The organism is Pseudomonas fluorescens (assembly GCF_001648775.1).
GTDB lineage: Bacteria > Pseudomonadota > Gammaproteobacteria > Pseudomonadales > Pseudomonadaceae > Aquipseudomonas > Aquipseudomonas fluorescens_M.
On the sequence record NZ_LVEJ01000043.1, the window covers coordinates 1 to 12,969 of the forward strand.

12 protein-coding genes are annotated in these 12,969 nt (G+C 57.6%); 4 read left to right on the forward strand and 8 right to left on the reverse strand.

The window, feature by feature from the left end; all coding sequences use genetic code 11:
- Positions 1-775 (forward strand): RHS repeat-associated core domain-containing protein (locus A8O26_RS28950; protein WP_172828223.1); only part of this gene is annotated, 775 nt, incomplete at its 5' end.
- A complete protein-coding gene (locus A8O26_RS28955) occupies positions 772-1,191 on the forward strand; it encodes a hypothetical protein (protein ID WP_064121008.1) in 420 nt (139 codons plus the stop codon). The genes A8O26_RS28950 and A8O26_RS28955, both read left to right, overlap by 4 nt.
- Positions 1,192-1,204: 13 nt before the next feature.
- On the opposite strand, the gene A8O26_RS28960 is transcribed toward A8O26_RS28955, so the two are convergent.
- Positions 1,205-2,995 carry a bifunctional diguanylate cyclase/phosphodiesterase gene (locus A8O26_RS28960; RefSeq protein ID WP_064121009.1) on the reverse strand — a complete coding sequence of 597 codons (1,791 nt, stop codon included), beginning with the start codon at positions 2,993-2,995 and terminating at the stop codon, positions 1,205-1,207.
- A 134-nt stretch (positions 2,996-3,129) separates the two neighbouring features.
- Positions 3,130-5,214 (reverse strand): carboxy terminal-processing peptidase, encoded by a 2,085-nt coding sequence (locus A8O26_RS28965; protein WP_172828224.1) that lies wholly within the window; start codon positions 5,212-5,214, stop codon positions 3,130-3,132.
- A 138-nt stretch (positions 5,215-5,352) separates the two neighbouring features.
- Between A8O26_RS28965 and A8O26_RS28970 the strand changes: the two genes are divergently transcribed.
- A complete protein-coding gene (locus A8O26_RS28970; protein WP_064121011.1) occupies positions 5,353-6,315 on the forward strand; it encodes a zinc-binding dehydrogenase in 963 nt (320 codons plus the stop codon).
- Between the two features lie 149 nt (positions 6,316-6,464).
- Here the strand turns inward: A8O26_RS28970 and A8O26_RS28975 are convergent, their stop codons facing one another.
- The 6 genes from A8O26_RS28975 to A8O26_RS29000 form a co-directional block, all read right to left on the reverse strand.
- A complete protein-coding gene (locus tag A8O26_RS28975) occupies positions 6,465-7,118 on the reverse strand; it encodes an HAD family hydrolase (protein WP_064121012.1) in 654 nt (217 codons plus the stop codon).
- 34 nt (positions 7,119-7,152) lie between these two features.
- Entirely contained in the window at positions 7,153-8,142 is a 990-nt protein-coding gene (locus tag A8O26_RS28980) for an ABC transporter ATP-binding protein (RefSeq protein WP_064121013.1), read from the reverse strand.
- Entirely contained in the window at positions 8,139-8,939 is an 801-nt protein-coding gene (locus tag A8O26_RS28985; protein WP_064121014.1) for an ABC transporter permease, read from the reverse strand. The genes A8O26_RS28980 and A8O26_RS28985 overlap by 4 nt, the downstream gene beginning before the upstream one ends.
- Positions 8,926-9,762, reverse strand: coding sequence for an ABC transporter permease (locus A8O26_RS28990; protein WP_172828225.1), 837 nt, complete (start codon positions 9,760-9,762; stop codon positions 8,926-8,928). Before A8O26_RS28990 ends, A8O26_RS28985 begins: the two co-directional genes overlap by 14 nt.
- Before the next feature lie 5 nt (positions 9,763-9,767).
- Positions 9,768-10,574: an alkaline phosphatase family protein gene (locus A8O26_RS28995; protein ID WP_064121016.1), complete on the reverse strand. Its 807-nt coding sequence runs from the start codon at positions 10,572-10,574 to the stop codon at positions 9,768-9,770.
- Between the two features lie 176 nt (positions 10,575-10,750).
- A complete protein-coding gene (locus A8O26_RS29000; RefSeq protein WP_007916337.1) occupies positions 10,751-11,818 on the reverse strand; it encodes an ABC transporter substrate-binding protein in 1,068 nt (355 codons plus the stop codon).
- Between the two features lie 350 nt (positions 11,819-12,168).
- Between A8O26_RS29000 and A8O26_RS29005 the strand changes: the two genes are divergently transcribed.
- Entirely contained in the window at positions 12,169-12,882 is a 714-nt protein-coding gene (locus A8O26_RS29005; protein WP_064121017.1) for a UTRA domain-containing protein, read from the forward strand.
- Positions 12,883-12,969 lie beyond the last annotated feature (87 nt).

Genomic DNA, 12,969 nt, shown 5'->3' on the forward strand with positions numbered 1-12,969 from the left:
TGACGACTACCTGAACCAGCCACTGCGTTTTCAGGGGCAGTATTTCGATGGGGAAAGTGGCCTGCATTACAACCGGCACCGATATTACGACCCGAGGCTGGGGAGGTATCTGACGCCGGATCCGATCAAGTTGGCCGGTGGGTTGAATCAGTACCAGTACGTGCCGAATCCGACGGGGTGGGTGGATCCGTTGGGGTTGACGTCTAACTGTCCGCCGCCGAATAAACCTGGGTGTGAGGTGCCGGGTGGCGTTGGTGGGGCTAAGGTTGATGAGGGGGAGCCAGCGCTGCCGAAGATGACGGCGCAGGAGCGTAGAGCGAGGATTGATGAACTAGCCGAGGGAAATGCACAGCGGCGTGTTAGTGAGTATGAAAAAATTTATGACATGCACACTGTGAAAAAACATAGTTCGGAAATTTCTGATCCGGCTCTCAAGCAGAGAGCGATCAATGGAGCGGATCCTCATACTGGTGAGGTCCCGAAAGGTGCCAAAGGTAATCCAAGCTCTCAGTTTCATAGTTGGCGCATGCATTTGGGGGCATTGAATAAAGCGATGACGAAGGATAAAAACGGATTGATTAGACATACAGGAAAGGATCAGAAGAAAAATCCAATAGTTAGATTGGAGCTTCCTGGAGCTGGGCGCGGTTACAGACCCAATAAAAAAGATGCACAAAACCCGGGGCTTAATGAGGATATGAATTGGTTTGAGGTTAAATTCGACAAAGTGAATACACAGGAGCCTTTCACGGGCTTCCCTGCGGAGGGAAAATGATGCTGAAAGACCCATTTTTAAATGAACGCTTTGAACCTGACTTAATGTGGTTCGTTGGTATATTTGATGTTTATGATAGAGAGGAGTCCAAGGGTGTAGAACTCGGGGTTTATGATCCGAATGATCAAGCTGATAGAGGTGTGCTAATAAAGAAATATTGCTTAAATCAGCCTTATTTCTCACATAGGCATAAGCTGGCTCTCATTGAGAATCTAGAGGCGGTGCTTGAAGATCAAAACTTCGATTTTCAAATTATATTCGAAATAGATGAATGCGAGACAAGTAGTTGGCCGCGTGAGGAATGGTATTCATTAGAAAGTCCACGCGTTTTTTTTCAAGATGTCTATCAACTAGCGAAAGAAGTTTGGAAAGAGGATCTGTTGATGGCAGCTAGTGAGGATAGGTCGGCTTGGTGAACTAAAAACTAAATCAACGTTGGCCGATTAGCTGTGGTGAATAAATGTCAGGAGTGGCAAGACTATCAATCACATGCACGCTATACCCCGGAACATTCTTCGCATGATGCTTCGCCTGCGAAGCCATCTCTGCAAGCTGACTGGCATCCAGTTGTGCGCAGGCTTCCGGGTGCAGATGAACAACGCCAATAGACAATGACAACAGCGGAAACTCCTGCCGCATGCCTTGGCGATTCGGCGCAATAAAACATCCAGCTTCGAGGTGTTCAGGACGGTAAAAGCGTCGGCATTGACTCTGGAAGTCATCAAGCAGTTGATTGAGGCGCTTGCGCCAGTCTTCCGGGCCGAGGACAAGCAGGAAGTCGTCGCCGCCAATGTGGCCGACGAAGTCGCGGCTTGGGTCGACGCGCTCGTTCAGACATTGCGCCAGACACAGCAACACTTCGTCACCACGGCCATAGCCGTAGATATCGTTGAAGGGTTTGAAACTGTCGATGTCGACGTAGCAAATGACCGATTCACGCCCCTGCTGCAGCAACCGCGTCAGGCACTGCTGAATCGGCACATTGCCCGGCAGCAAGGTTAGCGGATTGGCGTAACGGGCCTGTTGGATTTTCAGTTCGGTGATCAGTTTGAGCACGTCGATGACCCGGCCAAGACCCAAGTAGCCACCATTGAGGGTGATGATGAAGTCTTCTTCAATGCGCTGGCGGGCGCGGCTGGTGATCAGGCGGCTGACCTGTTGCAGCGACTGGCTCATTTCCACGGCGAGGAAGTCATCGTTCATCAGGCGGCTGATCGGTTTGCGTGCGAACAGGTCGGTGGCGAATGGCTTGAGCAGGGCATCCGACAAAGAGTGACGATGGACGATGCCGCAGGGTTGGCCTTGTTCGTCGAGTACCGCCAGTGAGTTGAGGTTGGCCTGGCGGCGGAAGGCTTCGAGTACGGTGGCGGTGGGTGTGTCGCGGTGCACAGCCGGTTGGTCGTTGAGCAGGGCACTGAGGTCGCTGCCTTCGTCGTTCAGCGCAACGCTGCTGCTGTCGTGTTTGGGCATCAAGGCGCGGGCATCGCGCGGTGGCTGTTCCTGAGGACGACCGAGCAAGTAACCCTGGACCAGATCGACGCCCATTTCGGTCAGCACCGCGAGCTCTTCCGGCAGTTCGATGCCTTCGGCGATGACTTGCGCGCGAGAGGCTTTGGCGATTTGCAGGATCGAGCCGACAAACTCGCGCTTCAACGCATCCTGATGAATGCCGTCAATGAAGTGCCGGTCGATTTTCACGTAATCCGGGCGCAGTTCCGACCATAACCGCAGGCTCGAATAACCGGCACCGAGATCATCCAGGGCAATCGAAAAACCCATCGCGCGATAGTGATGCAGCGCAGTTTGCAGCAACTGAAAATCGTCGATCGGCGTCTGCTCGGTCAACTCGATGACGACCTGACTGGGCGGAATGCCAAAGTCCTGCAGCAACTGCAATGTGCGCCCCGGTTGATGCGCGGCCTCGAGCAAGGATTCCGGCGAGACGTTGAGAAACAGTTTGCCCGGCAGTTGCTGCTCGTTGAAGCGCCGGCATGCAGACTGTCGGCAGGCTATTTCCAGCTCACTCAAGCGCCCGGCCTGACGCGCCACGGCGAACAGCGCGATGGGCGAGTGAAGAGGGCTGTTGGAGGGCCCGCGAGTGAGGGCTTCGTAACCGAGGATACGGCGTTCGGAGAGACTGATGATCGGCTGGAACAGGCTGTGTAAACCGCTTTGAGTCAGGATCGAGCTCAAGGCACTCAGCTGTTCGGTCGTGGTCATGGCAATCTCTGGCGATAAAAAAAGGACTGGGAGCGCTCTCGATGAAGAGAGTGGCTCCCAGTCCTTTATTGCACGACAGAATGATGACTGTTTGATGACGATCCGGGGGTCGTCAGCATTAAATTGCCATCACCTTACTTCTTGGCCACCTGATTGCTCAGCTTCAGGTAATCCAGCAGCACACGCCCGGTTTCGCTCAGGTAGGCGTCGTCTTCTGGTTTGACCTTGTCCGGGTCGGCTGCCGCGAGGGCGTCGTCGTCTTCTTTCTTCAGCTCTTTGAGCGGTTCTTCGCCTTTGGCCTTGCGACGGATGTTTTCCATCGCCAGTTGCTTGGCGTCGATGTCGGTGTGCTGGGCACGGCGTTCGGCTTCGTTGAGGCTGACGGTTTTTTCTTCCATCAGTTTCTGTGCCAGCGCCAGCTTGTCGCGGATGAACACGAACTCGGCATCCTTGGCGGTGCGCGTGTCATGCTCGGACTTGAGCTGAGCCAGGAACGGCTTGAACGGATCGGCCGCCGGTTTGATTGCCGCGCGGATGGTGTCCCATGGCATGGCTTCCGGCAGAGCGCTCTCGCCGATTTCCTTGGTGTCGATCAGCGACGGGTAGTCGATGTCCGGCAACACGCCCTGATGCTGGGTGCTCTGGCCGGATACCCGGTAGAACTTGGCCAGGGTCAGTTTCAGTTCGCCATGGTTCAGCGGCTGAATGGTCTGCACGGTGCCTTTGCCGAAGGTCTGGCCACCGATGATCAGCGCACGGTGGTAGTCCTGCATGGCGCCGGCGAAAATCTCCGACGCCGAGGCGGACAGGCGGTTGACCAGCAGCGCCATCGGGCCCTTGTAGAACGCGCCCGGGTTTTCATCTTCCAGCACGTCGACGCGACCATCGGCGTTACGCACCAGTACGGTCGGGCCTTTGTCGATGAACAGGCTGGTCAGCTCGGTGGCTTCCTGCAGGGAACCGCCGCCGTTGTTGCGCAGGTCGATGACCACGCCGTCGACTTTGTCTTTCTGCAGTTCGGTCAGCAGTTTCTTGACGTCACGGGTGGTGCTCTTGTAATCCGGATCACCGGCACGGAACGCCTTGAAGTCGAGGTAGAAGGCCGGGATCTCGATGACGCCGAGTTTGTAGTCCTTGCCGTCCTGTTTCAGGCTGAGGATGGACTTCTTCACCGCCTGATCTTCGAGCTTCACCGCTTCACGGGTGATCGGCACGATCTTGGTGGTCTGGTCGTTTGGCGCATTGCTGGCCGGAATCACTTCCAGACGCACCACGGTGCCTTTCGGGCCGCGGATCAGCTTGACCACTTCGTCCAGACGCCAGCCCACCACGTCGACCATCTCTTTGTTGCCTTGGGCAACACCGATGATTTTGTCGGCCGGGGCGACCTGTTTGGTCTTGTCGGCCGGGCCGGCTGGCACCAGACGCACGACTTTCACCTGGTCGTTGTCGCTCTGCAACACGGCACCGATGCCCTCGAGGGACAGGCTCATGTTGATGTCGAAGTTTTCCGCGTTATCCGGCGACAGATAGTTGGTGTGCGGATCGTACGACATGGCGAAGGTGTTGATGTACGCCTGGAAGATGTCTTCCGGACGGGTCTGATCCAGGCGCGCCAACTGGTTCTTGTAGCGCTTGGTCAGGGTTTCCTGAATCTGCTTCGGCTCTTTGCCGGCGATCTTCATCCGCAGCACTTCGTCCTTGACGCGTTTGCGCCACAGGTCGTCGAGTTCCGCGGTGGATTTGAGCCAAGGGGCGTCCTTGCGATCGATCAGCAAGGTTTCCTTGGTGGTGAAGTCCATCTTGTCGACGCCTTTGTTCAGCTCGGCAAGGGCGAAGTCCAGACGCGCCTTGACGCGGTCCAGGTAGCGCTTGTAGATGGTGAACCCGGCGTTGAGGTCGCCGCTTTTGAGGAAGTCGTCGAACTGGGTCTTCCATTTGTCGAATTCGGCGATGTCGCTGGCCATGAAGTAGCTGCGCGACGGGTCCAGCAGCTTGATATAGCTGTCGTAGATGATCACCGAGCGCGCATCGTCGAGCGGCGGCTTGCTGTAGTGGTGACGCTTGAGCAACTCGACGACGTTCAGACTGGCGATGACTTCATCGCGATCAGGCTGCAACTTGTCCCAGCTGTTGGCTGCGAATGTGGTGCCCGACACCGGCAACAGACCGATACCGATGAAAAGAGCGAGGGCGGTGCTGGGGAGCAAATGCTTCATGCTGATTCGACGCGGGGACAATTGATAACGCATATTAGGCCGTCTTTGAAGTCGCCGGTTCTACGAGAGCCGGTCGCATAATGCAAAAAGCCCGGCGCTACAGCTTCGGGCTCAGTCCAGACTCACTATGGAGGCACTGTGAAGGCATTGCAAGGCGTTGACGGTCAAGTGGCATGGGTTGAAGAGCCGAGTCCTACATGTGATGTAGGACAAGTCCGCATTCGAGTGGCGGCTGCGGGCCTCAATCGCGCCGATTTATTACAGAAAGCAGGGCTTTATCCACCCCCGCCTGGGGCCAGCCAAGTGCTCGGTCTTGAGTGCTCAGGGGTTATCAGCGAGGTTGGTGCAGGCAGTTCCTGGCAGGTCGGCGATCGGGTTTGCGCCTTGCTGGCCGGGGGTGGCATGGCTGAAGAGGTGGTGGTCGACGGGCGGCATGTGTTGCCGGTGCCTGAAGGCGTCTCGTTGATCGAGGCCGCAGCATTGCCCGAGGTTTATGCAACAGTCTGGTTGAATGTGTTTCAACTTGCGGCGCTCAAACCGGGTGAGAAAGTTCTCTTGCACGCCGGCGCAAGTGGAATCGGTTCAGCCGCCATTCAGTTGTGCAAGGCGTTCGGCAATCCCTGCTGGGTCAGCGTCGGTTCTGCCGAGCGTCTGGCTTACTGTGAAGCGCTGGGCGCGCAGGGCGGAGTGGTGCGCACCGATGATCTGGAGAGCCTGCGTGATTTCGGGCCGTTCGATGTGATTCTCGACCCGGTCGGCGGCAATTATTCGGCGTTGAATCTGAAGCTGATGGCGCTCGATGGCCGTTGGGTGTTGATCGGTCTGATGGGCGGTCGTGAGGCGCAGCTGGATCTGGCGCAGGTGTTGGCCAAGCGTGTGCAACTGGTCGGTTCGACGTTGCGTAGTCGTGACGATCAGTTCAAGGCGGATCTGTTGAGTGACCTGGGCCAGCAGGTATGGCCGCTGTTTGCCGAGGGGCGGTTGAGTCCGCAGTTGGCCAAGGCGTTTGCCGTGAAGGATGCCGAGGCGGCGTTTGCGGAGTTGGCGAGTAATACGGTGGCGGGCAAACTGGTGTTGGTGATTGACGAAAGTCTGAGCTGAGAGCCAGGGAAAAAGCCCCTCACCCTAACCCTCTCCCAAAGGGAGAGGGGACTGAGCGGGTTGTGCTGTCGAGTTGCATCGACCTGAACCATTGAGGCGAACTCAGGTTTGGGATGTCAGCCTGTCTGTAATTGCAGATTAAATCTTTGTCATTTCCAGAGGTGGATTGGCCAGCCGGCTTTTTCGGCGTGTTCCAGCAGCACTGGGTCCGGGTTGACCACGTGCGGGAAATCCACCTTCAGCAATAACGGCAAATCATTGCGTGAGTCGGAGTAGAAACTCGCGCCTTCCAGATTCTCTTCTTCGGCATCCAGCCATTCCAGCAAGCGGGTGATCTTGCCTTCGCGGTAGGTCAGGGTGCCAACGGTGTGACCGCTGTAAACGCCATGAGCGACTTCCAGTTCAATCCCCAGAATTTCATCAATGCCCAGTCGATCGGCAATCGGTTTGACCAGGTGCGTGCCTGACGCCGAGATCACCAGAATCCGGTCACCCGCCTTGCGGTGGGCGGCGATGGTTTTGGTCGCGTCGCTGAAGATGATCGGTTCGATGAAATCTTCCACCCACGGGCCGACCAGATGCTCGACTTCTTCCGGCGTGCGGCCGATCAGGGGTTCAAGGCTGAACTCCATGTACTCTTCCATGCGCAATTTGCCATGGCTGTAGGCGTCCATCAGTTCGTTGTTCTTGCGCATGAACGATTCAGGATCGACCCAGCCCAGGCGCCCCATCTGCTCGCTCCAGAGGGTGGCGCAGTCGCCGTGGATCAACGTTTCGTCCAGATCAAAAATTGCCAGGGCCATCAGTGCAGTTCTCTCTTCAACGTCAGCAAAGTCATCAGGCTACCTCACACAGGGCCGTCGGATCGATGGAAAGCGCCAGGCGCTGGCCGTCGGGGTGCAGATCGGCAGCCGAGCGGTTGAGCACATCCACCACCAGTTCCACGCCGCGCGCTTCGACCCGGTAGCGGATGACGTTGCCGAGCAGGCTGTGGCTGCGGATTTGCGCGTCGAGTTCACCCTCAAGGCTCAGTTCGATAGCCTCCGGGCGAATGGCGATGCGGTGGTTGATCGGGCGTTGCAGCAGCTTCGACGCCGCGTCGGCATCGAGCAGGTTGTAGTTGCCGATGAAGCCGGCGGCGAACACATCGACGGGCGCTGTGTAGAGGGTTTCAGCGTCGCCGCTCTGTACGATTTTTCCCTGATTCATCAGGAAAATCCGGTCAGACATGGTCAGCGCTTCTTCCTGATCGTGGGTGACGAAAATTGTCGTCAGGCCGAGTTCACGCTGGATCTGCCGGATCTGTTCGCGCAGGTGTTTACGAATCCGCGCATCGAGCGCCGACAGCGGTTCATCCAGCAGCAACAAGCGTGGGCGCGTCACCAGCGAGCGGGCGAGGGCAACCCGCTGGCATTGACCACCGGACAGTTGATGCGGATAGCGGCTGGCGAAGTCGTTCAGTTCAACCAGTTTCAACACTTCCGAAACTCGTTTATGGCTGTCGTCGGCATTGACCTTTTGCATGCGCAAACCGAAGGCAACGTTCTGCTCGACAGTCATGTTGGGAAACAAGGCATAGCTCTGGAACACCATGCCGATCCCGCGTTTCTGCGGGCTTAACGGCACGATATCAACGCCATCGAGGAGGATCTTGCCGCCATCGACTGGCGTCAGGCCGGCGATGCAACGCAGCAGGGTCGACTTGCCGCAACCGGACGGGCCGAGCAGGGTGACGAATTCGCCTTTGTTGATTTCGCAGTTGATGTCGCTGAATACCGGGGTGCCTGCGTAGTTCTTTTGCAGGTGTTGGACGCTGACATAGCTCATTCGCTTTTGTCCTTGTTCAAGATGTTGGCGATCCAGGTCAGGACCAGCACGAAAAAGAAATACGAGATGACCAGCGCACTGGTGAAGTGACCGCTGCTGTTGCGCATGTTGTTCAGATAAACCTGCAGGGTTTCGTAGCGCGTGCCGACCAGAATGTTGGCGAAAACGAACTCACCAAACAGGAACGAGAACGACAGCAGCAACGCGACCATCAGGCCTTTGCGCAGATTCGGCAGCACCACCAGAAACGCCGCCTGAAAGGTGCTGGCACCGAGCAGTTGCGCGGCGTCCATCAGGTCGCGCAGGTTGATCGCTTGCAGGTTGTTGGTGATTGCCCGGTACATGAACGGCAGGGCCACGGTGAAGTAGCAACCGATCAGAATCCACGGCGTGCCGACCATCGCCATCGGCCCGGAACCATACAGCTGCAATAGACCCACCGAGGACACCACCGGCGGCACCGCGAAGGGCAACAAGATCAGGATGTTCATCAGCGCATCGAGTTTGGGGAAGTGGTAATGCACCACGAACAGCAGCGGTAGGATCAGCACCACCGACAACACCAGCGCACCGACGCACACCAGCAATGACTGGCCGAAGGCGTGGAGGAAACGCGGATCGCTCCACAACTGGATGTACCACTTGAAGGTGAAGCCGCTGGGCAGGATGGTCGCCGACCAACTGCTGGCGATCGAGTAGATCAGCGTCCCCGCCAGTGGTAGCAAGAGGATAGCGAACAGCAGGTAAACCACGACGCGGTGGTAGAGGCCGGCCGGGCCGGATTCAGCGCGAGACATGGTAGCTCCTCTTCAACAGCAGTTGGTGCACGACGGTGACGATGGTCATCAGTGCCACCAGCACCACGGCCAAGGCACTGGCCAGATTCGGGTCGAGGGAAATATCGCCGGAGACCATTGCCGCAATGCGGATCGGCAGCACGTTGAAGTTGCCCGTCGTCAGTGCATACACAGTGGCATAGGCGCCGAGGGCGTTGGCCAGCAGGATCACGAACGTACCGAGCAATGCTGGGGTCAACACCGGCAAACCGATGTGCCGCCAGAACTGCCAGCCGTTGGCGCCGAGCAACGCGGCGGACTCGCGCCAGTCTTCACGCAAAGCGTCGAAGGCCGGGTAAAGCAGCAACACGCCGAGGGGAATCTGGAAATAGGTGTAGAGGATGATCAGCCCGGTTTTCGAGTACAGGTTGAAATCCTGAATGATCCCCGACTGCTTGAGCATGATGGTGATGCTGCCGTTGAACCCGAGCAGGATGATGAACGCGAAAGCCAGAGGCACACCGGCGAAGTTGCTGGTCATGTTGGCGAAAGCGTTGACGAAGTTGCGCAGTTTCGAATCGACGCGGCGCAGGGAATACGCACCGAGCATGGCGATGAGGATGCCGAACACGCTCGACCAGAAACTGATCTCGAGGCTGTACTGGATCGCCTGCAAATAGAACTTCGAGCTGAAGATCTTGCTGAAGTTGGCGAAGCCCCAGCCGAACTCCTCCGATTGCAGGCTGTTGATCATCACCCAGACCAGCGGGGCGATTTCGAAGACGATAAAGAACAGCGCGAAGGGCACCAGGCACAGCGCCGCTAGCCATTTGCCGCGAGTCATGGCATTCACTTGAGCAGCTCCCGGCACACAGGTTTGTCGTGAGGCACGCCGAGCAGTTCGCAAACGGTGCCGCAGATTTCCGTCTGTTTCGGTGCGGCATCGGCGTCAAGGCTGAAGGCATCGCCGAGGACGAACAGTGGCACCTGACGTTCTTCCGGTAGCAGGCCGTTGTGCGAGCGGTCGTTGTTCATGCCGTGGTCGGCGGTCACCAATACCTGATAGCCAGCGGCGAGCCAGTTCTGCAGATAATCGGCGAGGATGATGTCGGCGAAGCGCGCGCTGTTGCGGTATTGCGAAGAGTCGAGGCCGTGCTTGTGCCCGGCGTCGTCGATGTTCATCGGGTGGATCAGCAGGAAATTCGGCGCGTGGCGCAGGCGCAGGTTTTCGGCGTCGGCGAACAGGTGCGAATCCGGATAGTGATCGTTCCAGTAGAAATGCCCGTGCTGGATCGGCAGCGACAGATTGTCGGTGTGGCGATCGCGTGCCGCCACGAACGGTGAGCGGTTGTACAGTTCGCTGACCCAGTGGTACGCCGCGGCGGCGGTTTTCAGACCGGCGTCGCGGGCGTAGTGATAAATGCTGCGCTGGTTGGACAGGCGCGAGACGTCGTTGTGGACGATGCCGCTGTCGATCGGCGGCACGCCAGTGAGGATGCATTCATAAAGCGGTCGGGACAGGGCCGGCAACTCGCACTCCAATTGATAGAGTGCGGCGCGTCCTGCGCCAACGTAAGCCTGCAGATGCCCCATGGCGTGACGTGCGACCTCGTAATTGAGGCCATCGAGCACGACAAGGATGACGTTGTGCTTCATAGGGGCAAAAACTCCGCGAAATTCAAATATTCCGAAATCCACTCAATCCCTTGTGGGAGCGAGCTTGCTCGCGAAGGCGTCATGTCAGCCAACATCAATGCTGAATGAATAACCGCATTCGCGAGCAAGCTCGCTCCCACAGGTATCTTTGTCGGATCAAACAGTGGGTCAAGCCATCACTTCATCTCGACGATGACTTCTTCGTTCCACTGCTGTGGCAGGGCTTTGGAGGTCTTTTCCCACGCATCGGCGTCTTTGATCGGGGTGACTTTCTTGTACTGCTCGTTCGGCAGCAGTTTGGCCTTCACGTCTTCCGGCAGTTGCAGGTGTTCGGCGCGGATCGGACGGGCGTTGCCACGTGCCAGGTTAGTCTGGCCGGCGTCGCTGAAGATGTATTCGCGGGTCAGCTTGGCGGCGTTAGGGTTTTTCGCGTACTTGTTGATGATCGTGGTGTAGCCGGAAATCACCGAACCGTCGGATGGGATCAGCACCACGTAATCATCCGGGTTGGCCATCTTGGCTTTGTAGCTGAGGCCGTTGAAGTCCCAGACCACGCCGACTTCGATTTCGCCTTTTTCCATGGTGGCGATGGTCGGGTTGGCCATCGACAGGCGACCTTGCTTGGCAATGTCTGCAAACAACAGCAGCGCAGGCTTGATGTTTTTCTCGTCGCCACCGTTGGCCAGTGCGGCAGCGAGAACGCCGTTGGCGGCTTGTGCAGCGGTGCTCACGTCACCGATCGAGACCTTGTATTTGCCACCCTTGAGGTCAGCCCACTTGGTCGGCACTTCGGAGCCGTGCAGCAGCTTTTTGTTGACGATGAAGGCGATGGTGCCGGTGTAGGCCAGTGCCCAGTTGCCGTCCTTGTCCTTGGCCCAGTCCGGGACCTGGTCCCAGGTGCTTGGCTTGTACGGTTGCACCACGCCTTGCTTGACCGCGATCGGGCCGAATGCGGCACCAACGTCGCCGATGTCGGCAGTGGCGTTGTCTTTTTCGGCGGCGAACTTGGCGATTTCCTGGGCCGAGCTCATGTCGGTGTCGATGTGCTTCAGACCGTAGGTTTTGGCCAGGTCTTCCCAGGTGCCTTTCCAGTTGGCCCAGTCATCGGGCATGCCGACGCTGTTGACGGCGCCTTCCGCTTTCGCAGCGGCTTCGAGGGTTTTCAGATCGGTGCCGGCGGCCATGGCCGAGGTGCACATTGCAATGGTCGAGCCTAACAGTGTTGCCAGGAAAAGCTGTTTCATTCCGAAGCTCCTTGGTCGTGTTCAACGCTGCGTTTGCGGTTTGTGTTGGTCTAGGTCAGCAATACCTGAGCCAATTTAGGCGGGCTGGATGACACTTTGATGTCGGCGGCCTTGCGGCAGGGCTTTTATTTGCCCGCTATCGGCGGTTGCCAAGTAAGCGTAGACCATGCCCAAACGCCCGCAGGGCAAGGAACTGGCCGATGTATTGCAAGTCATGAGGACGACCGTTCGGTAGTTTTGTCATCTCTCGGTCATCTGCACTGCCTAGGCTTGCAACATCAGCAAACGGCGCGTTCGCCGCGCGGTTTTGCCCCGAAACAGTGCTGGTCTAGTCCAGATAGGTAACGTTGATGCGCGATGAGGCAACAAAAGCGGTGACAGCCATTGGCCAGGTGTTGCAGGAGCAACTCGATCACGGGCTGTTGGCGGCGGGCAGCAAGTTGCCGGCCGAGCGCAAGCTCAGTGAGTTGTTTGGCACGACGCGGATTACCGTGCGTGAGGCATTGTTGCAATTGGAGGCGCAGGGGCAGATTTATCGTGAGGAGCGCCGGGGCTGGTTCGTCTCGCCGCCGCGGCTGGCGTACAACTTGATGCAGCGCAGTCACTTTCACGCGATGGTCAGTGCGCAGGGGCGGGTGCCGTCGACCGAGGTGATTTCGGCGCGGTTGCAGCCGGCGTCGGCGGCGGTGTGTGCGTGGTTGCAGTTGCCGGCGTTGTCGAGCGTGATTCAGATTTGCCGGTCGCGGCGCATTGATGGGCGGTTGGTGTTGTATGTGGAGCACTATTTGAATCCGCAGTTTTTTCCGGGGATTCTTGAGTTTGATTTGAATCAGTCGATTACCGAGTTGTATGCACGGCATTACGATTTGCACTATGGGCGGGTGCGCTTTGAGATTGTGCCGACGTCATTGTCGGTGGATGCGGCGGCGGCTTTGCGGGTTTCTGTGGGGAGCCCCGGGTTGCGGATTGCTCGGGTCAATTATGATCAGCATGAGCGGTTGATTGATTGTGATCTGGAGTTTTGGCGGCATGATGCGATTCACGTCGGGGTTGATGTTGTTTGATCGTTTTGGCCTTGGCGGCCTGTGGGCCGACCAGGTTCTTGGGTTTTAGGTGTATATCCGTTGCTTCGGGTGCTGCCGCTGGCGGTT

Excerpts from the sequence above, each read along its gene's own strand:
- A8O26_RS28955 (WP_064121008.1), top strand. The coding sequence starts at position 772 with ATGATGCTGAAAGACCCATTTTTAAATGAACGCTTTGAACCTGACTTA.
- A8O26_RS28960 (WP_064121009.1), bottom strand. The coding sequence starts at position 2,995 with ATGACCACGACCGAACAGCTGAGTGCCTTGAGCTCGATCCTGACTCAA.
- A8O26_RS28965 (WP_172828224.1), bottom strand. The coding sequence starts at position 5,214 with ATGAAGCATTTGCTCCCCAGCACCGCCCTCGCTCTTTTCATCGGTATC.
- A8O26_RS28975 (WP_064121012.1), bottom strand. The coding sequence starts at position 7,118 with ATGGCCCTGGCAATTTTTGATCTGGACGAAACGTTGATCCACGGCGAC.
- A8O26_RS28980 (WP_064121013.1), bottom strand. The coding sequence starts at position 8,142 with ATGAGCTATGTCAGCGTCCAACACCTGCAAAAGAACTACGCAGGCACC.
- A8O26_RS28985 (WP_064121014.1), bottom strand. The coding sequence starts at position 8,939 with ATGTCTCGCGCTGAATCCGGCCCGGCCGGCCTCTACCACCGCGTCGTG.
- A8O26_RS28990 (WP_172828225.1), bottom strand. The coding sequence starts at position 9,762 with ATGACTCGCGGCAAATGGCTAGCGGCGCTGTGCCTGGTGCCCTTCGCG.
- A8O26_RS28995 (WP_064121016.1), bottom strand. The coding sequence starts at position 10,574 with ATGAAGCACAACGTCATCCTTGTCGTGCTCGATGGCCTCAATTACGAG.
- A8O26_RS29000 (WP_007916337.1), bottom strand. The coding sequence starts at position 11,818 with ATGAAACAGCTTTTCCTGGCAACACTGTTAGGCTCGACCATTGCAATG.
- A8O26_RS29005 (WP_064121017.1), top strand. The coding sequence starts at position 12,169 with ATGCGCGATGAGGCAACAAAAGCGGTGACAGCCATTGGCCAGGTGTTG.